20 protein-coding genes are annotated in these 20,782 nt (G+C 35.1%); 5 read left to right on the top strand and 15 right to left on the bottom strand.

Features of this window, described 5'->3' with window-relative positions; genetic code table 11:
• Nucleotides 1-6: 6 nt before the first annotated feature.
• The 7 genes from P163_RS09015 to P163_RS08985 are packed head-to-tail and all read right to left on the bottom strand — an operon-like array spanning nt 7 to nt 7,322.
• The gene (locus tag P163_RS09015; protein ID WP_197055431.1) at nt 7-1,911 is read right to left on the bottom strand and encodes a DUF3857 domain-containing protein; all 1,905 of its coding nucleotides are present in this window, start codon (nt 1,909-1,911) and stop codon (nt 7-9) included.
• A 57-nt stretch (nt 1,912-1,968) separates the two neighbouring features.
• Nucleotides 1,969-2,421 carry a D-aminoacyl-tRNA deacylase gene (gene dtd, locus P163_RS09010; RefSeq protein ID WP_034889841.1) on the bottom strand — a complete coding sequence of 151 codons (453 nt, stop codon included), beginning with the start codon at nt 2,419-2,421 and terminating at the stop codon, nt 1,969-1,971.
• Nucleotides 2,418-3,371: a ribosome small subunit-dependent GTPase A gene (rsgA, locus tag P163_RS09005; RefSeq protein ID WP_034889839.1), complete on the bottom strand. Its 954-nt coding sequence runs from the start codon at nt 3,369-3,371 to the stop codon at nt 2,418-2,420. Before rsgA ends, dtd begins: the two co-directional genes overlap by 4 nt.
• Before the next feature lie 25 nt (nt 3,372-3,396).
• On the bottom strand, nt 3,397-4,479 hold the full coding sequence (locus P163_RS09000; RefSeq protein WP_034889837.1) for a bifunctional 3-deoxy-7-phosphoheptulonate synthase/chorismate mutase type II: 1,083 nt from the start codon (nt 4,477-4,479) through the stop codon (nt 3,397-3,399).
• Nucleotides 4,480-4,507: 28 nt separating this feature from the next.
• The gene (locus tag P163_RS08995; protein ID WP_034889835.1) at nt 4,508-5,356 is read right to left on the bottom strand and encodes a prephenate dehydrogenase; all 849 of its coding nucleotides are present in this window, start codon (nt 5,354-5,356) and stop codon (nt 4,508-4,510) included.
• Nucleotides 5,353-6,498 (bottom strand): pyridoxal phosphate-dependent aminotransferase, encoded by a 1,146-nt coding sequence (locus tag P163_RS08990; protein WP_034889833.1) that lies wholly within the window; start codon nt 6,496-6,498, stop codon nt 5,353-5,355. The genes P163_RS08995 and P163_RS08990 overlap by 4 nt, the downstream gene beginning before the upstream one ends.
• The gene (locus P163_RS08985) at nt 6,498-7,322 is read right to left on the bottom strand and encodes a prephenate dehydratase (protein WP_034889830.1); all 825 of its coding nucleotides are present in this window, start codon (nt 7,320-7,322) and stop codon (nt 6,498-6,500) included. Before P163_RS08985 ends, P163_RS08990 begins: the two co-directional genes overlap by 1 nt.
• 535 nt (nt 7,323-7,857) lie before the next feature.
• On the opposite strand from P163_RS08985, the gene gldA reads away from it, so the two are divergent.
• The gene (gene gldA, locus P163_RS08980; protein ID WP_034889827.1) at nt 7,858-8,760 is read left to right on the top strand and encodes a gliding motility-associated ABC transporter ATP-binding subunit GldA; all 903 of its coding nucleotides are present in this window, start codon (nt 7,858-7,860) and stop codon (nt 8,758-8,760) included.
• Here gldA and P163_RS08975 read toward each other — a convergent pair.
• From P163_RS08975 to P163_RS08940, 8 genes are all read right to left on the bottom strand, one after another.
• Nucleotides 8,747-9,505, bottom strand: a complete 759-nt coding sequence (locus tag P163_RS08975) for a head GIN domain-containing protein (protein WP_034894176.1) — start codon at nt 9,503-9,505, stop codon at nt 8,747-8,749. The genes gldA and P163_RS08975 overlap by 14 nt on opposite strands.
• Before the next feature lies 1 nt (nt 9,506).
• Complete coding sequence (locus tag P163_RS08970; RefSeq protein WP_034889824.1) at nt 9,507-10,610, bottom strand: acyloxyacyl hydrolase; 1,104 nt, start codon at nt 10,608-10,610, stop codon at nt 9,507-9,509.
• 198 nt (nt 10,611-10,808) lie between these two features.
• Nucleotides 10,809-11,219, bottom strand: a complete 411-nt coding sequence (locus P163_RS08965) for a hypothetical protein (RefSeq protein WP_034889821.1) — start codon at nt 11,217-11,219, stop codon at nt 10,809-10,811.
• 17 nt (nt 11,220-11,236) lie between these two features.
• Nucleotides 11,237-11,743: a hypothetical protein gene (locus P163_RS08960; RefSeq protein WP_034889818.1), complete on the bottom strand. Its 507-nt coding sequence runs from the start codon at nt 11,741-11,743 to the stop codon at nt 11,237-11,239.
• Entirely contained in the window at nt 11,743-12,165 is a 423-nt protein-coding gene (locus P163_RS08955) for an OsmC family protein (RefSeq protein WP_034889815.1), read from the bottom strand. Before P163_RS08955 ends, P163_RS08960 begins: the two co-directional genes overlap by 1 nt.
• A 93-nt stretch (nt 12,166-12,258) precedes the next feature.
• A complete protein-coding gene (locus P163_RS08950; RefSeq protein ID WP_034889812.1) occupies nt 12,259-13,341 on the bottom strand; it encodes an aspartate kinase in 1,083 nt (360 codons plus the stop codon).
• Nucleotides 13,304-14,317 carry an alpha/beta fold hydrolase gene (locus tag P163_RS08945; protein WP_034889809.1) on the bottom strand — a complete coding sequence of 338 codons (1,014 nt, stop codon included), beginning with the start codon at nt 14,315-14,317 and terminating at the stop codon, nt 13,304-13,306. Before P163_RS08945 ends, P163_RS08950 begins: the two co-directional genes overlap by 38 nt.
• A gap of 94 nt (nt 14,318-14,411) precedes the next feature.
• On the bottom strand, nt 14,412-15,704 hold the full coding sequence (locus P163_RS08940; protein ID WP_034889807.1) for an O-acetylhomoserine aminocarboxypropyltransferase/cysteine synthase family protein: 1,293 nt from the start codon (nt 15,702-15,704) through the stop codon (nt 14,412-14,414).
• A gap of 856 nt (nt 15,705-16,560) precedes the next feature.
• Between P163_RS08940 and metK the strand changes: the two genes are divergently transcribed.
• The 4 genes from metK (at nt 16,561) to P163_RS08920 (ending at nt 20,782) form a co-directional block, all read left to right on the top strand.
• On the top strand, nt 16,561-17,817 hold the full coding sequence (metK, locus tag P163_RS08935) for a methionine adenosyltransferase (protein WP_034889805.1): 1,257 nt from the start codon (nt 16,561-16,563) through the stop codon (nt 17,815-17,817).
• A 160-nt stretch (nt 17,818-17,977) separates the two neighbouring features.
• Nucleotides 17,978-19,342: an acyl-CoA dehydrogenase family protein gene (locus P163_RS08930; RefSeq protein ID WP_034889803.1), complete on the top strand. Its 1,365-nt coding sequence runs from the start codon at nt 17,978-17,980 to the stop codon at nt 19,340-19,342.
• Nucleotides 19,343-19,367: 25 nt separating this feature from the next.
• Entirely contained in the window at nt 19,368-20,288 is a 921-nt protein-coding gene (locus tag P163_RS08925) for a 2-hydroxyacid dehydrogenase (protein ID WP_034889801.1), read from the top strand.
• Nucleotides 20,289-20,326: 38 nt separating this feature from the next.
• Nucleotides 20,327-20,782 carry a universal stress protein gene (locus P163_RS08920; RefSeq protein WP_034889798.1) on the top strand — a complete coding sequence of 152 codons (456 nt, stop codon included), beginning with the start codon at nt 20,327-20,329 and terminating at the stop codon, nt 20,780-20,782.

Genomic DNA, 20,782 nt, shown 5'->3' with positions numbered 1-20,782 from the left:
AATTATTTATTGATTTATAATAGCTATTACAGCCTTTTGATTATTCAATATATTTACCTGATTCATGAAATCACGAAAGGCAGTGTACTCTTCTTTTTTCCAAAGTCCATCGTTTAAAACATATTTTCTGGTAACCTTAAATTCTTTATCTGCTATAGCACTAACCTGAAAGTTGTAGCTTCCAAATTGATTTGTAATATCTATAGCTTTAGGTAGGGTTTCAATAGTATAATTTTCTGGAATGCTAATGAGAAGCTCATCTATCACTGTTTTACCTCTTAATATTTCCAGATCCAATTTTCTAGGTTTGTAGCGGGGAACATCTTCTACTTCAATTTTAAAGATATTTAGAGGTATTAAGATCCTTGAACCTGCAGTGGTGCCAAAGTTAGCACCGGAAAATGTAAGAGTTTCTTCAAAATTTTGAGCCTGTTTATTATTGGTATGCACTATATTCTCAAGTTCAAGATAATTTATATGTCCCAGCACATTCTTGTAATATGTTTTTTGCTTTTGCTCATCGATCTTTGCAATGGGATATATATTACCATATTCAATTCCTTTAGAACTTCTCTTTCCTTCAGCCTTAAAACTTCTATCTGAACTTAGCTCTAGATGAGTAGTTGTATGAATAACATTCTCTGAAGCTTTATACTTTTTGGTAGTTACAATTTCTCCACCATTTGGTTTTACTAACAGAACATCTCGATTATCTGTAAAATCTCCTAAATAATTGAAGGGATGAGTCTGACTTGTACATTCCAACCACACATCTTCTCCTTGTTGAGGTACATTAAGAATTACATGATTTCCCTGCATAGAAACTATATCCTTATCTATACTCTCTTTCTCATCTCCGGCAAATACGATGGCATAATTAGAAGCAATTCCTTGACTCTCCAATAAAGATTTGGTGTAATTGGTAAGCGCTTTACAATCTCCATAACCAAGATTATCAACATCAGAAGCCAGCATAGGCATCCACCCGCCAATTCCAAGTTGTATACTTATATATCTGGTTTTATTCTGAGCATACTCATAGATCAATCTTGCTTTCTCAAGAGTATCTGAAATTCCTTTTGTAAGAACTTCTAGATCCTGCACGGTCTTAGCAGGCAAGACGTCTCTACCTTTTAGCAAATGATCATATTGCCATTTTCCAAAATCTTTCCATGTAGTTGCTTCTCCCTCTACACCCACCAGAGAGAATTTATCTAAAGCTACTTTCACATATGGAGTATAGGTTTCTAAAGGCGGACTTAAATTCTCATAATTATATGCAGGTAAATTTTCTGCTTTATACTTCAAATTAAAATCATCTCCAGAATTGGAGATACGATTGCTCATATTATTTTTTATAACCCTTAAGCCTATTAACTTGGGGTTATTCAGAATATAATTAGATTCTTCAATACTTTGGGCATATCGCTTTACCGGCATCCAAGATCTAATAAAGGCCGTATTTCCAGATTTTATCTCACAATAATATTCTATAGTGTATGGATATTCAGTAGGTGTATAATCTAAATAACTAATCCTGTTATCTGAAAATAGGTCATTGTTACTAACGCCGCTTACATCCTTAAAATCTCGCTGCTTATACTCTTTAATCTCATTACCAGTAGCGTTATAAACTTTAAGAAACTGCTTTCTGATCTTAATATCATCATCGTAATATTGATAAGCAATAGCAGAATCATCTCCGTTGGCATTTAAAACGGTGATCACTTTTTTATTTGTGATGCTCATTTTATCTACATCTTCTACCTCTATAATTAACTCTTCATTTCTAACAACAGAATTTGCATTGAGTAAAAGTTGAAATGGAATTTTTGATATAGCCAGATCTTTTTCCTGACCGTAGGAAATAGAAGAATATCCTGCTATTAACAGAATAAATATAATTTTCAATCGCATTTTAGGAAAAGTATTTCGCTAAAATTAAGATTTAATTAAGAATATGCAAAATTATTCTCTATTCTTCGAATCTATGATAATGGTAACCGGACCATCATTTAACAATGAAACTTTCATATCTGCACCAAAAGTTCCTGTACTAATTTCTTTTCCCAGCAGTGATTGCATTTCCTGAATGAACTTCTTGTAAAGCGGAATTGCAACGTCTGGCTTAGCAGCCTTTATATAACTTGGTCTATTTCCTTTTTTGGTGCTGGCATGCAAGGTAAACTGACTTATAAGCAGAATTTCTCCCTGTATGTCGTCTAAAGATAAATTCATCACTTCATTTTCATCATTGAAAATACGCATCTTCAAGATCTTGTTACATAACCAGCTAATATCTTCTGAAGTATCTTCATTTTCAATTCCTAGCAGAATTAAAAGTCCTTGATCTATACTTGCTTTAACTTTGTTTTCAATAGAAACCGAAGCTTGAGTAACTCTTTGTAAGATTACCTTCATTCTTCGGTATAATTATCTATTCTATATTGCTGCTCATCTTCTCCTGCCATGATCTGCAAATAACTTTTATACCTAGACCAGGCTATGCTCCCCTCTTCCAAACCATCTTTTACTGCACATTTTGGCTCTTCCACATGAATACAATTATGGAATTTACAGTTTTGCTTAACTGCAAAAAATTCAGGAAAATTATTTCCTAATTCTTCATTTTCCATTTCCACGATCCCAAAACCTTTAATTCCGGGAGTATCTATAATCCTTGCATCAAAACTAAGATCGTACATTTCGGCAAAAGTAGTGGTATGTTGCCCTTGTTTATGTTGTGTGCTTATTACAGAGGTTTTAAGATCTAACGATGGTTCTAACGCATTGATGAGCGTCGATTTACCGGTACCACTATGTCCTGAGAACATACTGGTTTTACCTATCATTTTCTCTTTAACTTTATCCAAATTTTTTCCGGTCATCGCCGAAATTCCTATACACTCATATCCAATTTCTCTATAGAGCGCTGCAAGATATCTTATCTCATCGGTCTCTTCCGGCGTATACGTATCTATTTTATTAAAAAGCAAGATCGTTTTAATATGATATGCCTCTGCGGTTACTAAAAACCTGTCTATAAAAGTTGTAAACGTAGGTGGATTGTTCAGCGTTACCAAAAGAAAGGCCTGGTCTATATTCGAAGCAATAATATGTGTTTGCTTCGATAGATTTACAGATTTTCTAATAATATAATTCTCCCTTTCTTCTATAGTTTTGATAACTCCAAAAACATCATCTCCGGTTTCTTCCAGATCAAATTCCACCTTATCGCCAACAGCTACCGGATTGGTACTCTTTATGCCTTGCATTCTAAATTTCCCTTTGATACGACATCTATAGACCTTATTATCTTCAGCCTTAACGTGATACCAACTTCCGGTAGATTTGTAAACTATTCCTTTCATACTACAAAGGTGCGAAATCCCATGCTTATTCGCTAATTACTTTTTTCTGATGATTTATAGATTCCTGATGAATAGCTTTGAACAATTTTAAGATGAATTCTTCACTTAAACCTTGCTGTTCTCCTTCCAAGATCATTTTACCTAAGATCTCATTCCATCTTGAAGTTTGTAAAATTGCCACATTTTGAGTTTTCTTTATCTTTCCAATTTCGTCTGAGATTTTCATTCTTTTAGACATCACATCTAATAACTGATTATCTGCAATATCGATCTTAGCTCTAAGATTTTGTAAATTCTTCTGAAATTCTTCGCTCTCGCCTACTTCTTTTCTAATCTTCAGATCTTTCATGATCTGTACCAACGTAGCCGGTGTAATTTGTTGAGCGGCATCACTCCACGCATTATCCGGATCGTAATGAGTTTCTACCATCAACCCATCATAATTAAGATCTAAAGCGGTTTGACATAGATCAAAAATAAGATCTCTTCTACCTGCAATATGAGATGGATCTAAAATTAAAGGTAGATCTGGAAACTTATTTTGAAGATCTATCGCAATTTGCCACTCCGGATTGTTTCTGTATTTTGTTTTTTCATACGCTGAAAATCCTCTGTGAATCACTCCAAGATTCTTGATATCTGCTGTATAAAGTCTTTCCACCGCACCTAACCATAAAGACAGATCTGGATTTACCGGGTTTTTAACCAATACCGTTTTATCAGTTCCTTTTAAAGCATCTGCAATTTCCTGAACTATAAATGGCGAAACTGTAGTTCTTGCCCCAATCCAAAGAATATCTACATCATGCTTTAAAGCCAGTTCTACATGGTTTGGATTCGCAACTTCTGTAGTAGTTAACAATCCTGTTTCTTCTTTTGCGGTTTGCATCCATTTTAAACCTAAAGCACCAACTCCTTCAAAATTTCCGGGTCTGGTTCTTGGTTTCCAAATTCCTGCACGCAGCACACTTACATCGCTATCTTTTAATTGATGAGCGATCTTTACTACCTGCTCTTCCGTTTCTGCACTACAAGGTCCTGCAATTACTAGCGGGTGATCAAGACCAAACTTCTTTAACCAATTTCCAAGTTCTTTTTTATTTTCCATTTTCAATATTTTTTAAACAATTCTAATTTTAGTTAATGCCATTTAAAATGGCTTTTATATGATTTGTAGTTTCCATTTCTTGATATACTTCTTCAAAATTATCATCTTCTAATAGATTTTTAAAATTGACAAGATTCAGTATATATTCATTTAAAATCTCCACTACATTTTCCTTATTCTGCTCAAATATCGGGGTCCACATAGCTGGTGAACTTTTTGCCAATCTTACCGTAGAAGCAAATCCACTTCCGGCAAGATCAAAAATATTACGCTCATTTTTCTCCTTTTCCAAAACCGTTTTTCCTAACATAAAGGAACTGATGTGCGACAAATGCGAAACATATGCAATATGTCTGTCGTGAGACTTAGCATCCATATAACAAATTCTCATGCCTAATTTCTGAAAAAGATCTAAAGCTTTTTCCTGAAGCTTAAAAGTGGTCTTTTCTACCTCACAAATAATATTTGTTTTATTCCTAAAAAGATTAGCAATCGCAGCATCGGGACCGGAAAATTCTGTTCCGGCAATTGGATGAGCGGCCAAAAAATTTCTTCTCTTTTCATGGGTTGCAATCGCTTCACATAATTTACCTTTAGTAGATCCGGTATCTATAACAATAGCATCGTCTTTTACCAGATCTAAAACTCGCTTTACTACGTTTAAACTTACATCTACAGGAACGGCAATAATTACAATATCTGAAGTTGCAACGTCTTCAATTTCGGCAACTTCATCTACTAGTTCCAATTCCAAAGCTCGCTTTTGGTTTTCGTGATTTTTGTCGATTCCTACCAAGGTAACATCAGAATATGCATTTCTAATATCAAGCCCAAACGAACCGCCGATCAATCCAACTCCAATTATATGCACTCTCATTGCTTCACTCTTTTAATTGCTTCTTTAATCATTTCTTCCGGTGTACATAATGAAAACCGTACATAACCTTCTCCCTGACTTCCGAAGATAAAACCGGGAGTAATAAAAAGATCATATTCATGTAACAGTTTATCTACTATCAATTCTGAAGTAGTTCCCTCAGGAATTTTTGCCCATACGAACATTCCTGTTTGATCTTTTGTGGGAATACAATTCAACGCTTCTGTCAACTCCAAAATCAGCTTCTTTCTTTTTAAATAGGTTTCATTTAAAGATCGAAACCATTCTTTAGATAGTCTTAGCGCAATAGCAGCTCCGGCTTGTAGCGGATAAAACATGCCGCTATCCATATTAGATTTCACTTTTAAGATGCTATTCAAATTTTCTTCACTTCCGCAAACCATCCCCACTCTCCAGCCAGACATATTAAAACTTTTGCTGAGGGAATTAAGTTCTAAAACCACTTCTTTAGCTCCTTCAACTTCTAAAATACTCAACGGATGCTCGTTTAAAATAAAGCTATACGGATTGTCATTTACCACCAAAATTTGATGCTGCTTGGCAAATGCCACCAGATCTTTAAAAACCTGTTTCGTGGCAGAAGCGCCGGTTGGCATATGTGGATAGTTCACCCACATTAACTTTACCTTGCTAAGATCATTTTTGGCTAATTCTCGCAAATCTGGCAACCAATTTCTCTCTTCTGAAAGTTCATATTTTACCGCCTTGGCTCCTATTAATTCTGTAACCGAAGAATACGTTGGATATCCCGGATTCGGAATTAAAACTTCATCACCTTCATTTAAAAAAGCCATAGAAATATGAAGTATCCCTTCTTTACTTCCCATTAACGGAAGGATCTCTGTTTCTGAAACCAATTCAACACTATAATGAGATTTATAGAATTCTTGTATTGCATTTCTAAAATCTGAGGTTCCCTTATAAGGCTGATATTGATGCGCCGCAGATCGAGACAATGCTTTGGTTAAGCCCTCTACCACCTGCATAGGAGGAGGAAGATCTGGGCTTCCAATTCCTAGATTAATGATAGGTTTACCTTGCGCTTCTAATGCACGCACCTCTCTCAATTTAGAAGAAAAATAATACTCCTGTACCTGACTCAATCTATTGGCTTGTATCATTATAAGCGATTTTTATATGTTCCTAAAATTTTTAAATGATCTGTCATTACTGTAATTATTTCCATGGCTTTCAAGAATTCTGAATAGTCTTCAAAAATCACATCTACAAAAAATGAATATTTCCAGGGAGTTTCAATTATTGGCATTGATTGAATCTTGGTCATGTCCAGATTAAAATCTCTGAAAATGTTTAATACAGAAACCAGTTTTCCACGAGTGCTTTCTAATTCAAATTTCAGTGAAGCTTTATTTAGAACTTCTCCATTTGGTTCTTTTTTGATCTTACTGATGATCAAGAATCTGGTGGCGTTGCCCTTTTTTGTATGAATGCCGGAAGCTAAAATTTCTAATCCAAAGATGCTTGCAGCTGCTTCACTTGCTACTGCAGCAATTCCCCTACTTTCTTTTTCTGAAATTCTTCTGGCAACTTCAGCAGTATCGGTATCTTCAATAAGTTTTATATGCGGATAATTTTTAAAGAATTCTTTACACTGAAGCAAAGCCATTGGATGTGAAAATACTTTTTTGATATCGGTTATTTTCTGTCCTGGAATCGACATCAAATTCATATTAATAGGAATATAATGCTCTCCAATAATCTGAAGATCATTTTCATCTATCAAGGCGAAATTAGGAAGAATAGAACCGGCAATAGAATTTTCTATGGCCATCACAGCTTCTTGAGATTCCCCAGAAACTAGACTATTCACCATCTCATGAAAAGACATAGCCTCCAAAACATCTACTTGCTGCCCAAAATATTGCTGAGCTACTAAATGATGAAAAGAGCCTTGTATTCCTTGAATTCCTATTAATTTATCCATTTTAAAATTGAAATAAAAAAAAGGTCCTGATTTAAAAATCAGGACCTTTTATATATAATTTGCTTATTTAATTACATGGCGCTCCCGATCTTATCTCTGGTGTAGAAATAAAAATAATAACAAGCGTTCCAAGTATTAAAGTTGTTCATGTCTGTAATTGAATACTGCTAATTTAAAATTAAAAATTAAAACACCTTATAAAAATTTACTTTTTATACTCAAACGGTTTCGTTTAGACTGTTATTGAACCCTTGACTCCGCTCGGGGAGACATCATTATTATTTTTTTGCTGAACTCATTTCAGTATCAATTCAACTTAAATGTTTTTACACAAGTTGCAGAAGAAGAATGTTGATTTTAGAAATGATGTCAGTTCGAGCGGAGTCGAGAACTATTGTAGTTTCTAAAATTAGGTTTTGAATAATCAAAACCTGATACTTACTTTTTTCATGAAAAATCGCAAAATCAAACGCTATAAAAACCATGGAAAGTATTAGATGCTGAATTAATTCTTACTTTTGAAAAAAGCTTTATTATGTCTATTTCGGTTGAAAATATCTCAAAATTCTATGACGATCAAAAAGCTCTTGATACTGTAAACTTTAGTATTAAAAGAGGGGAGATCGTTGGTTTTCTTGGTCCTAATGGTGCCGGAAAATCTACTTTGATGAAAATTCTAACAGGATATTTAAGCGCTTCTGAAGGTATTGCGAGTGTGAATAATGTTTTGATCTCGGAAGATTTGAAAGCAGTACAGCGCTCTGTAGGATATTTACCGGAGCATAATCCGCTTTATGCCGAAATGTATGTAAGAGAATACCTTTCTTTTAATGCTTCTATATTTAAGATCAAAAAGTCGAGAATTGAAGAAGTGATAGAAATGACAGGTCTTTTGCCGGAAGCCAATAAAAAGATCGAACAACTTTCTAAAGGGTATCGCCAAAGAGTTGGTCTTGCTGCCGCCCTTTTACACGATCCCGAAGTGCTTATTTTGGATGAACCTACTACCGGGCTAGATCCAAATCAGCTTACGGAGATTCGGAATTTGATCTTAAAGGTTGGAAAAGAAAAAACAGTATTTCTTTCAACACACATCATGCAGGAAGTAGAAGCTATATGTGACCGCGTGATCATTATTGACAAAGGTGTAATTGTAGCCGATAAGAAAATGAAGGAACTGCAGGAGCAAAAAGAACAGATCATTCAGGTAGAGTTTGATTACCGCATTGAAGAAGTGGCATTAAATGTCTTGCCTCACTTAGTTGCAGCTAAGAACTTAGGAGGATTTCATTATGAACTAAAATTTGACACGAACAAAGACATGCGCCCTGCGGTTTTTGACTTTGCTCACGATAACGGACTTAAAACACTTCAGCTAAACAGAAAATCTAAAAATTTAGAAACGCTATTTTCAGAGTTAACTTCTACTCAAAAATAAGCCTACCTGTATAATATTCATCCACCTTCACCACAGGTGGTCTATTCTTTGAGATCACATCTCCGCTACTTCTTAATTCTGCTCTAATAGATTGTTGAGGATTGATGATCAACTTATTTGTTCCTCTATGAAATATCTGATAATCTTGAACAATTAGATCTGCAGCTTCCATTCTTCCATCTCCTGCTGCAAAAAATGCATTCACTTTATCTGCTTTCCCCGTTAGAAAATAATTAGAAACATTATCGTTTGTTATTCTTAGATTCTTAACATCAAGATCTAATTTAAAATCTCCATTAGTATGTATAGAAAGATCTCTTTCCTGATTAACAGATCTTAGCCATAGGTCTTCTAATTTTATAACGCCTGTAGTTTCTATAGTACTACCGCTGCTATTTTGTAACCACGTAAGATCTTTAACCGTTACATAAACTTTGGTGATCTCATAATCCCGAAACAGATTACATGAATTCTCATTACGAATGCTCAACCTGTTATCTACTACCTCAACACCAACATCATTTATTAGATTTTCACCAGATTCTATAACTATACGCTGTTCTTCCCCCTGATCTAGATAAAGTTTAACTCTTTCATATACAATAATCTCGTTAAAAGGAGAAACCGCAACTTCTTCAGTTATTATAGAACCTGCTGTTTTAAAACAACCCGGAGCATCTTCCTTATCGCAACCCAAAAACGTTACTGTTAGAATGATACAGAATATTATTTTTATCGCTTTCATCTTATAATCTATATCCAAGTGAAAATTCTACTGCTTCTGCATTTGCTGCATGAGATCGAACGGTAACCGAAGCCCAAAAATCATCAGAGATCTTTCTTTGTAAACCTATTCTATTATAGACTTGCTCTACATAATTATCATAAGGGTAGTACACATAATAGCCTAATTGAGTTACTAGAGATAATTTATTGAATGTTAGTAAATGCCCCACAAAAAGCCCTACTCTCTTAGCATCTTCATCTCCCACGGTCTCTCCCTGAGGAAATGCAACAGATTGAAAGTAGATGTATTCTTCCAGTGCTTTAGAAAAGAATATATCGGTTCCTGCCTGCAACGTGCTCTTTTTATTAATAACCTTATCTGCATAGGCAGAAATAGTTAAAAATGGATATTGCTTAGAACCAATTACCCCGGTTGTATTAACGCCACCTCGAAGTGCGAAATTATAGTGGAAGGGCTGGGTGTATTTTTTGTCTTCCGGATCTCTAGGCACAAAGTCTGGAGTATTTTCTGCATCTAACAGATAATTCACACCAATATTAAAAGCCATGGTATTAGTGCTGTTATTAGGAGATTTAAAATCTGCATTAGAATAGTGAATTAGAGAGATCCCTGCCTGTATTCCAAAACCTTTATAGATATTTTGCCTGGAATAGTTTCCCATTAAATAGGTAGAACTCAAAAATCTTGAACCATACGCATTGTTTATATAATTGGTTTCTGGATCATAGGGGTTACTGGCATATGCAATTCCCTGCCCAATTCTAAACATTAGGTTTCTCTTGAAGAAATAGAAGTTAAAATGAGCGTAGAGCGCATAATTCTTTCCAAGATATTGATTTTGCATATCTTGATAAGAGAAAGAATACCCAAAATCTGGATAGTTATATCTACGCTCCCATTCTTTTAAGCCATATGTCTTTTGATTCAAGCTTAAAATGAAACCGCTCGGATGTCCGGTAATAAGATGAGAAATATCCGGATTGTGTTCTAAAATGGTACCGTAAAAATAATTGGCGTCTAATGAATAATATTTTTTGATCTCATCTTGCGAATAAGAGTTAGAGCTTATAAGCAAAATTAACAACAGGGTAATTCTCTTCATATATGGGGCAAATGTAACTTGTTCGTAAAAATACCGCTGCATCTAATGATCTGGCTGTACATTACAAGATCTATGGTTTTTTTTTAATATTCAAACACATTTACGCAAAAACGTATAAATGGGTTTTAGACGCAGGTAAATTAGGTCAAATACTTACAAGAAGTAAGTGGAAATATCATTAAATTTTAAATGGTCGTGCTAGACTTCTTCTTTTAAAGTAGAGCGCTGCAATACGTTTTTTAGATCATCAATATCCTCCTCAGATCTTAATTCTGGGAGGTCTCGAGATTTTCCGTTATCTAACATTAATGAATACCTGTTCCTACCAAATAAGTCTTTCACTTGTAGAGATTTGATATTATTCAGCCCAATTCTATTCTTAGAAGTTTTTTTAACATATCTATAAATTAGAACTACTGCTGAGAACACACCCAATAGAACATATATATAACCAAACATACTTTTTTGTGCATCATTAAGCACTAAAAATAAATTTATGACAGCATTTATTAGAGTTAGGATCAACATGGTGCTTATGATGAAATTCTGAGATCCTAAATTGTCATTTATAACCAATAAATTCTCTGTCTTATCGTACCTAATTTTCATAGATAAAGATTGAAATATTAAAATGAAGAAAGTCCTGAATGTGCCACTTTTAACTGATGAGTCACTGATAAATCTTCTAAAAATTGCTTTAGTTCTTCCTTTTTCTCTTTATTTTCTATTACTATCTCATAGTCCAATATATCGTTAGAACTATTCGTAAAATAGAGATGATTTTTATTACCATAGATGGAGTGCTTCCAAAAACTTGCATAGCCTTTATAATCTAAACCTAATTCTAAAAGTTCTGAAATTTGAAATTCTCTTTTCTCCTCTTTTAGATTTACTTGTATTCTATCTTCTGTAATAGAGATTATCCCTAGATTTTTAGGTTTTATGAATGAAAAGCTTAACGCAAATATGAAAGATATCAAATATACTATTCCAGATAAGATCATGAGCCACCTAATATCTGGCTTCCAAACATATAATGTAATTCCGCTACCTACTAAAAGCAATGCTCCTAAGATTCTTAACCATTTAGAAGGCTCCCAGGTTCTAACTATTCTTGTTTCAAAAGCAACCATTAGCTAAGCTTCTCTCCGTTAAGAGTTATACTATAAGCTATTTCTGCTGCTTTTTCTAACATTTTTGATACCGAACAATATTTATCCATAGATAATTTTACTGCTCTTTCAACCTTTGCTGCGGGTACGTCTCCCTTAAGAATAAAGTCTAATTGGATCTTTTTGAAAACATTTGGAATAGCTCCATCTTCACGAAAACCTTCTACTTCTACTTGAAGATCTTCCAACTCATGTTGTTGTTTCTTTAAGATCATTACCACATCTATACTGCTACATCCGGCAATTCCTCTAAGAAGAAGATCCATCGGGCTTGATCCTTTTGGCTCATCTTCCGACTTGTTATCTAAAAGAACGACGTCTCCACGTTCATTTTTAGTTTCAAAAAGGTAATTATCGTTTAGGCGTTTTAGATTGATTTTCATAAAGTTTGATTTTATCCAAATCTAAACAATTTTAGAGAAATAGTTCTGTTCAAAAACATAGAGATCCTTGAATAATATTAGTGCAAATTTAAATTAATTTCTAAATTCTATTTTTTCTGAAAGTTTTAGAATATCAGACAATACCCCTCTAGAAGTTACTGCTGCTCCAGCACCTGCACCTTGAATTACGATGGGCCTTTCTCCATAAGATTTGGTATAAATCTCAAAAGAAGCATCTGCTTGCTGAAGACTTCCAAATGGAGAACTTCTTTTTTCTGAAACCAACTTCACTTCTAATTTTCCGCTGGCGACATCCAATTCTCCAATATGTCGTAACACCTCATCCTTTTTTAAGTTCGATTTACGTTCATCAAACCCAATATTAAGATCTTTCTGATTATCTATAAAATGAGCAATAGAACTTTTCCCGTTAAGATGACTAGGAATAAGATTTTCTATTGTAATTTCTGAAAGTTCTTTCTTGATCTTGATCTCTCTTGCAAGAATTAACAATTTTCTTCCAACATCTTTCCCAGAAAGGTCTATTCTTGGATCTGGTTCTGTAAGTCCCTTCTCTCTCGCCTCCTGCAATACTTCAGAAAACAACTTGTTCTCATTAGAAAAAGTATTGAAAATATAACTCAGAGAACCCGAAAAAACACCTCTCATTTTAGTAACCTCCTCTCCGGAAATGTGTAGATCTTGTAATGTTTTGATAATTGGCAACCCTGCTCCTACGTTGGTTTCGTATAAGAATTGTCTATTGTGCTTTTTAAGCTCAACTCTAAGGTCTTTATAGAATTTTTCAGATAAGGTATTGGCGGCCTTATTAGCGGCTACAATATGAAACCCGTTTCTAATTAGCTCTTTATAATTCTTTACAAAATCTTCGCTGGCGGTGGCATCTACTGCAATTACATTCTGCAATCCTTCCGCTTTAACATGATTGATAATATTTGAGATCTTATAAGGGTGCCCAAATGCTTTAAAATCTGTTTCCCATGAAGGTCTCACCGTTTTTTGTTCGAAAAAAGCGATCCTAGAATTTACCACTATAGGAATATTGATCTCTACATTTAAAGATTTTAAAATGCTCTGTCTGGTTTCTAATATTTGTTTGATCAAAGTACTCCCTACGTTACCTACTCCAAACAGTACTATGTTTATCTTTTTCATTTTGTGTTTTATTAATGTTGAATATTGGCTTTAAAAATGTTGCTACCTGAGAATGTTCTATTAAAAAGGCGTCATGCCCATGAATAGATTTAATCTCATGGATGCTGATGTTATTTTTGATGAGAGATAGATTGACGTAGGTTTCCCAATTTTCAAAAGGGGTAAAAAATCCATCAGAATTAATAGTGATAATATGAATATTGGAATTGATCTTGGAAGCTGCAGTAATATGATCTCCACTACCTAAACTGATGTCTGCTGTTGTTAGTAGATGATTCATCAGTTTATAAGACGCCAACTGAAATCTCTCTTCCAGTTTTCTACCGTGATGCTCTAACCAACCCTCTATATTCCAATTAGAATTCTGTTCTCCATGCAGCGATCCAAATTTTGAAATAAAAGATTGCGGACTTCTATAAAAGGTCATTGCCTGCATTCTGGCATCGGCAACCGGGGTATTTGAATTATTCAAGATCTGTTCTTGCACTTTACACAGTGCTTTCACCCAATGTGTGGCCTTATAATCTGATGCAACGGGAATAATATGTTCAAAAAGCTCCGGACTTAAAACTGCCTGTTCCCAAAGTAACGCTCCGCCAATAGACCCTCCAATACCTGCAAATATCTTAGTAATTCCAAGCTGATTAAGTGCTATTTGATAGATCTTGGCAATGTCCCGTAGCGTAAAGTCTTTATAATTATTAAGTAGATGATCTTCCTTACCATCATATCCGTTTCCCGGAACGTTAAAAGCCAAGATGGTATATTCTTGGGTATCTATACTTTTAACATCTCCTACGATCTCTTTCCACCAACCGGTATTTCCAATTACTGAAGAGTTTCCCGTGAGTGCATGATTGATAAGCACTACAGGAGCACTTGCCAATGGCTTCCCGAAAATTTCATATGTAAGATGAATGTCCTGAACGCTGCCTGCACTATTTTTAAATTCTGATATTTTTATTTCTTGAAGCATTGTTGCTACTTTTAATTATTGATTTGATCAAGGGCAACCGAAACTGCCGCATGAGGATTTGAACATTCCGGCTGCCTTGATCCACCAACAAACATTATTGAAGAATTTTACTTCCTATTTTTGAAAAGGCCTGTTGAAGATCTGCCTTCAAATCTTCTAGATCTTCAAGACCTACAGAAAGTCTAATGAGGTCTTTAGTAACTCCTGTAGACTCTTGTTGCTCGTCACTCAACTGCTGATGGGTTGTACTTGCAGGATGAATAATTAAAGACTTTGTATCTCCAATATTTGCAAGTAGCGAGAAGATGTTAGTTTCGTCTGCAATAACTTTTGCAGCTTCAAATCCGCCTTCCACTCCAAAGGTTACGATCCCACTCTGCCCTTTTGGAAGATATTTTTGAGCGAGCTCATAATACTCATTGTTTTCAAGTCCAGGATAATTCACCCATTTTACCTGAGTTTGTTCTTTTAACCATTTGGCCAGTGCCAATGCATTTTCACTGTGTTTCTTAATTCGTAATTCTAAAGTTTCTAATCCTTGAATGATCTGAAAGGCATTAAACGGACTTAATGCGGCACCATGATCTCTCAAACCTTCTATTCTTACTTTGGCAATAAAGGCTGCTTCTTTTAAAGCATCGTGATATACTAAACCATGATACCCGGCAGATGGTTCTGTAAATTCCGGAAATTTCCCGTTCGCCCAATCAAATTTTCCGGCATCTATAATTACGCCACCCAAGGAAGTTCCATTGCCATTGATGTATTTGGTCAACGAATGAATTACGATATCAGCTCCATATTTTATTGGATTTAAAAGAGAGGGAGTGGCTACCGTATTATCTACGATCAACGGAACCTTATGTTCTTTTGCTCGCTTAGAGATCTCTTGAATGTCTAACACATCCAGCTTTGGATTTCCAAGCGATTCTATAAAATAAACTCTGGTATTTTCTTTGGATGCTTTTTTAAAATTTTCAGGATCAGATGGATCTACAAAAGTGGTGGTGATCCCAAATCTTGGCAAAGTGACACTTAACAGATTATAGGTTCCACCATAAACGCTACTAGAAGCAACAATATGATCTCCGGAGCGAAGTAATGTCAATAAGGTAGTATTGATAGCTGCTGCACCAGATGCTGTAACCACTGCTCCTATCCCACCCTCTAAAGATGCTAATCGTTGCTCCAAAACATCGTTGGTAGGATTGTTAAGTCTGGTGTAGATAAATCCAGGTTCTGCTAAAGAGAAAAGATTTGCAGCGTGATCTGAATTCTTGAAGATGTAGGATGAAGTTTGATATAAAGGAACTGCTCTGGTTCCTCCATTGGCGGTTACATCATGTCCTGCGTGTAATGCGTTGGTTGCGAATTGTTGTGTGCTCATTTTTATTGAATTTAGTAGTTAGTAATTAGTATTGAGTATTGAGTAAATTAATTTTTGATAATTGATAATTGCATATTGTTCATTGATAATTGATCTTGACTTTGTTGTAAAAAAAAATCCCTCTGGCTTGTTTGCCAGAGGGATTTAGGAATTGAACTATATAAAACTAATTTATATCCTGAATTTTTGGCAATAGCGGTTTGTTGCGTACATCATACACATTTGCATCATTTGATACATATTAGTTGCTATTGTGAAATTTTTGATCATGTTCTTATTTTTAGAATTTAAATTTATTTGATGGCGATTTATGGAAACAAAAAAGCCGCTGCGGTTGGCAGCGGCTTTTTGCAATTCTTATAAGTTAAGGTTTATGCAATAGGATACGCTGCGAGGTTTCCCCACATCATCATATAAATATTACACATTACTTGATTCATCTTTTTTAATTCTATACCGCAAAGTTAACGACAGAAAGTTTTATAAAACAAACATAATTTTATATTTTTTTGAATCATTATTCATAAGTCTTTAAAAATCAGTATTTAGAGTAATTAATTTTAAGAGTTATAGTTTGCGCTATGGATAGAACGGTTGTTTGAGCTCTCCCGATATTTTTTTATCGGGAAGCGAGCCGAGATAGCCAGACGCGAGCTTTTTAGCGAAGCGGAGCGCCCAACAACTTTTAATTTGACGTTAAAGGATAAGGCATTTCAATCTTATTTTATACATTTGCTTTAATTATTACAGGGAATGATTTGACTGATTGCAACCCTTAAAAAATGCTAAAGCAGTGTAAACTCCTCTAGCCTTTCACGTCAAATAGTTTTCTACACTATTAATTTAAATTTCGAAAATGGCTTATTTATTCACTTCAGAGAGTGTTTCTGAAGGACACCCAGATAAAGTTGCAGATCAAATTAGCGACACCCTTTTAGATAATTTTCTTGCTTTTGATGAGAATTCCAAAGTTGCTTGTGAAACCTTAGTAACTACAGGACAAGTAGTACTTGCCGGAGAAGTGAGAAGTAACACTTATATAGATGTGCAAAATATTGCCCGTGAGGTAATTAATGATATTGGTTATACCAAAGGCGCTTATAAATTTAGTGGTGATTCTTGTGGTGTGATCTCATTGATCCATGAACAATCTCAAGATATCAATCAAGGGGTAGATCGCGGAAACAAAGAAGAGCAAGGTGCCGGAGATCAAGGGATGATGTTTGGCTATGCTACCAAAGAAACTGAGAATTATATGCCATTGGCACTAGATATTTCTCATAAAATTTTGATAGAACTTGCTAAATTAAGAAGAGAAAATAAAGAAATCTCTTACCTAAGGCCCGATTCTAAAAGTCAGGTTACTATTGAGTATAGTGATGATAATGTGCCACAAAGAATTGTTGCCATTGTAGTTTCTACGCAGCATGACGATTTTGATCCGGATGATGATAAGATGTTGAACAAGATCAAAAAAGATATTGTTGAAATTTTAATTCCTAGAGTAAAAACTCAACTTCCGGAATATGTTCAGGAATTGTTTGATGATGAGATCACTTATCACATTAACCCAACTGGGAAATTTGTAATTGGTGGACCTCATGGAGATGCCGGACTTACCGGAAGAAAGATCATTGTAGATACGTATGGTGGAAAAGGTGCTCACGGTGGTGGTGCATTTTCAGGAAAAGATCCAAGTAAGGTAGACCGTTCTGCTGCCTATGCAACCAGACATATTGCTAAAAATCTTGTAGCAGCGGGAGTTGCAGATGAGGTTTTAGTGCAGGTTTCTTATGCAATTGGAGTTGTTGAGCCAACCTCCATTTATGTTGACACCTACGGAAGTAAAAAAGTAGATCTTAGCAATGGAGAAATAGCGAAAAAAGTAGCAGAGATATTTGATATGAGACCCTCGGCAATTGAAGATAGATTGAAATTAAGAAATCCTATCTACAGAGAAACTGCAGCGTATGGGCATATGGGGAAAGAACCTCGTACCATTACCAAGGTTTTTGAAAGTCCTTATTCTGGGAAGATCACTCGCGAAGTAGAATTATTTACTTGGGAAAAGTTAGATTACGTAGATAAAGTAAAAGAAGCATTCGGATTGTAATAGTTGTTCATCTCGACTCCGCTCGATGTGACATAAATTAATATAAAGCAAAAAAGGCTGTCAGATATGACGGCCTTTTTTTTTGACTTTTTCTTCGGAAAGCTTTAACAACTAGGAGCTCTATTAATCCTTAATTTTAGATGAAATCAAAAACACTTCTATGTCAATCTTCGGAAAAGTTAAGAATACGATCAACCTATTAAAATCGGTTGATATGGACCAACTAGCTAAAATCAATGAACAAATAGATCTACCCGAAGCTATGAAGGCCTTAGGCACATTAGATGAGCGACAGTTGAAGGGTTTGATGAAAATGTTAAAAACTAAAAAGAAAAAAGGTCAGCATGACTTACCTCCTATAGATGGAGATTTTTATAATCTCGATCTTAAACTAACTCCAGAACAAAGAACACTTCAACTTAAAGTGCGAAACTTTATGGAAGATGAGGTAAAACCATTAGTGAACGATCACTGGAACAGAGCAAAATTTCCATTTGAAATAATTGAAAAATTCAAACAATTAGATATTGCCGGTATTCCTTATGAAGGATATGGCTGCCCTAATTTACCTTTTTTAATGGAGGGTATAATTGCGCAGGAAATGGCACGAGTAGATGTTTCTATTTCCACATTTTTTGGAGTGCATAGCGGCCTCGCCATGGGATCTATTTATTTATGTGGAAGTGAAGAACAAAAACAAGAATGGTTGCCACAAATGCAAAAATTAGAGAAGATTGGAGCCTTTGGACTCACAGAACCTAATGTTGGATCTGGAGTGGCCGGGGGAATGGAAACCACCTGTAGGTTCGATGGGAAGAACTGGATTTTAAATGGTGAAAAAAAATGGATAGGAAATGCAACTTTTGCAGATGTTATAATAATTTGGGCAAGAGATGAAGACAGTAACCAAGTTAAAGGGTTTTTAATACGCAAGGGAAATCCAGGATTCCATGCAGAAAAGATGGAAGATAAAATGGCGTTAAGAATTGTGCAAAATGCACTCATCACTCTAACAGACTGTGTGGTTCCAGAATCAGACAGATTGCAAAACGCCAATTCTTTTAGAGATACTGCAAAAGTCTTAAGAATGACACGAGCCGGGGTTGCGTGGCAAGCGGTTGGATGCGCAAGAGGTGCTTATGAAAGTGCATTGAAATACACCAAAAAACGAGAACAATTTGGAAGACCTATTGCGTCCTATCAACTAGTACAGAACCATCTAGTTGAAATGCTTTCTAATCTTACCGCTATGCAAACTATGGTTACCAGACTTTCAGAATTGCAAGATCAAGAGATACTAACAGATGAGCATGCATCGCTAGCTAAAGTTTTCTGTAGTATGAGAACTAGAGATGTAGTAAGTAGAGCACGAGAAGTATTAGGTGGAAATGGGATTTTGCTGGAATATGATGTAGCAAGATTTGTAGCAGATGCCGAAGCTATTTATAGCTATGAAGGAACAAAAGAAATTAATTCATTAATTGTTGGTAGAGCCATTACAGGATACAGTGCATTTGTGAATTAGATACTAATAAGTAAAAAAACAAAAAATGTCAGTTTTAGTAGTAAGTCCGGGGAGAAACCCCGAAGCTTGGGTTAAAGCTTTAAAAAATGAGCACCCGGGAATGAATATTTATGTTTATCCAGAAGATCATGATAAGGAAGAGGTGGAATATGCCATTTCTTGGAAGCACCCAAGAGGTATTTTCAAAAATTATCCTAATTTAAAAGTGATAGCTTCTATGGGTGCAGGAGTAGATCATATAACAAGTGATCCAGACATCCCAGAAAATATAAAAATCACTCGAGTTGTAGATGAGCAGCTTACAGAAGATATGAGCGCATTTGTTTTAGCTCTAATCATGGATAAAATGAGAAGCATTTCTCATTATTACAGTCAGAAAAATTGGGAACCAACTTCCTATCGAAGTATAGAAAATACAAAGATTGGAATAATGGGATTAGGTGTGCTTGGAAAAGGCGTTGCCAAGACCTTAAAAAACGTTGGCTTTAATGTTTATGGCTGGTCTAAATCCACCAAAGATATAGATGGAATACATACTTTTTGTGGAGATGAAAATCTAACAAAATTTTTGAGTAATGCAGAGATATTGGTGTGTTTACTCCCATTAACCCCTGAAACAGAAAACATTTTAAATAAAGAACTTTTTGAAAAACTACCAAAAGGTGCCCATGTTATTAATGTAGCTCGAGGTGAGCATTTGGTAGAACAAGATCTTTTGGAAATGATAGATAGTGAGCAATTGTGTGGCGCTAGTTTAGATGTTTTCAGAAAAGAGCCTTTACCACAGGAACATCCCTTCTGGAATCATAGTAAAATAAAGATCACACCGCATATTGCAAGCGTTACGAATCCGAAGAAAGTAGTACCACAAATGGCTGATAATTTCGAACGAATGAGCCAAGAGCAAGATCTTCTAAATGTAGTTGAAAGAAAAAAAGGATATTGATCAATTCATTTCCTATAAAATTGTAATAAATTAAAATTATGAACAATCTTAAAACAATTCTAGTAGCTATAGATTTTAATGATGCTATTGGTGAACTTATGGCTTACACAGAAATGTTAGCGTTGAAATTTGAAGCAAAAGTTTGGGTTGTTCATATTGCTGCTCCACATCCCGATTTTGTTGGTTATGAAGCCGGACCTCAATATATAAGAGATTTTAGAGCAGATGAGTTGAAAGGAGAACATAAGCAACTACATGATATTTGTAACTCCTTCTTAGCTCCGGAGATCGAAAAAAGCGCTTTGCTAATTCAGGGATCTACTGTAGAAACCGTATTGGCTGAAGCAAGAAAATTGGAGGTGGATCTTTTAATTGTCGGGAATCACAAGCATAGTTTTCTTCATAATCTGTTATCTGAAAGTGTCTCTTTAGAATTGCTTAAAAATGGCAACATACCATTGCTCACTATTCCAATATCAGAAGAAAAGAATTAA

It is taken from the genome of Gillisia sp. Hel_I_29 (assembly GCF_000744275.1).
Taxonomy (GTDB): Bacteria; Bacteroidota; Bacteroidia; order Flavobacteriales; family Flavobacteriaceae; genus Gillisia.
The sequence above is the reverse complement of the archived record's forward strand: the minus strand, read 5'-3'. Positions and strand labels throughout refer to the sequence as shown.

Bases quoted from the DNA above. Each gene is read 5' to 3' on its own strand.
- dtd (WP_034889841.1), bottom strand. From the start codon at position 2,421: ATGAAGGTAATCTTACAAAGAGTTACTCAAGCTTCGGTTTCTATTGAA.
- rsgA (WP_034889839.1), bottom strand. From the start codon at position 3,371: ATGAAAGGAATAGTTTACAAATCTACCGGAAGTTGGTATCACGTTAAG.
- P163_RS09000 (WP_034889837.1), bottom strand. From the start codon at position 4,479: ATGGAAAATAAAAAAGAACTTGGAAATTGGTTAAAGAAGTTTGGTCTT.
- P163_RS08995 (WP_034889835.1), bottom strand. From the start codon at position 5,356: ATGAGAGTGCATATAATTGGAGTTGGATTGATCGGCGGTTCGTTTGGG.
- P163_RS08990 (WP_034889833.1), bottom strand. From the start codon at position 6,498: ATGATACAAGCCAATAGATTGAGTCAGGTACAGGAGTATTATTTTTCT.
- P163_RS08985 (WP_034889830.1), bottom strand. From the start codon at position 7,322: ATGGATAAATTAATAGGAATTCAAGGAATACAAGGCTCTTTTCATCAT.
- gldA (WP_034889827.1), top strand. From the start codon at position 7,858: ATGTCTATTTCGGTTGAAAATATCTCAAAATTCTATGACGATCAAAAA.
- P163_RS08975 (WP_034894176.1), bottom strand. From the start codon at position 9,505: ATGAAAGCGATAAAAATAATATTCTGTATCATTCTAACAGTAACGTTT.
- P163_RS08970 (WP_034889824.1), bottom strand. From the start codon at position 10,610: ATGAAGAGAATTACCCTGTTGTTAATTTTGCTTATAAGCTCTAACTCT.
- P163_RS08965 (WP_034889821.1), bottom strand. From the start codon at position 11,219: ATGAAAATTAGGTACGATAAGACAGAGAATTTATTGGTTATAAATGAC.
- P163_RS08960 (WP_034889818.1), bottom strand. From the start codon at position 11,743: ATGGTTGCTTTTGAAACAAGAATAGTTAGAACCTGGGAGCCTTCTAAA.
- P163_RS08955 (WP_034889815.1), bottom strand. From the start codon at position 12,165: ATGAAAATCAATCTAAAACGCCTAAACGATAATTACCTTTTTGAAACT.
- P163_RS08950 (WP_034889812.1), bottom strand. From the start codon at position 13,341: ATGAAAAAGATAAACATAGTACTGTTTGGAGTAGGTAACGTAGGGAGT.
- P163_RS08945 (WP_034889809.1), bottom strand. From the start codon at position 14,317: ATGCTTCAAGAAATAAAAATATCAGAATTTAAAAATAGTGCAGGCAGC.
- P163_RS08940 (WP_034889807.1), bottom strand. From the start codon at position 15,704: ATGAGCACACAACAATTCGCAACCAACGCATTACACGCAGGACATGAT.
- metK (WP_034889805.1), top strand. From the start codon at position 16,561: ATGGCTTATTTATTCACTTCAGAGAGTGTTTCTGAAGGACACCCAGAT.
- P163_RS08930 (WP_034889803.1), top strand. From the start codon at position 17,978: ATGTCAATCTTCGGAAAAGTTAAGAATACGATCAACCTATTAAAATCG.
- P163_RS08925 (WP_034889801.1), top strand. From the start codon at position 19,368: ATGTCAGTTTTAGTAGTAAGTCCGGGGAGAAACCCCGAAGCTTGGGTT.
- P163_RS08920 (WP_034889798.1), top strand. From the start codon at position 20,327: ATGAACAATCTTAAAACAATTCTAGTAGCTATAGATTTTAATGATGCT.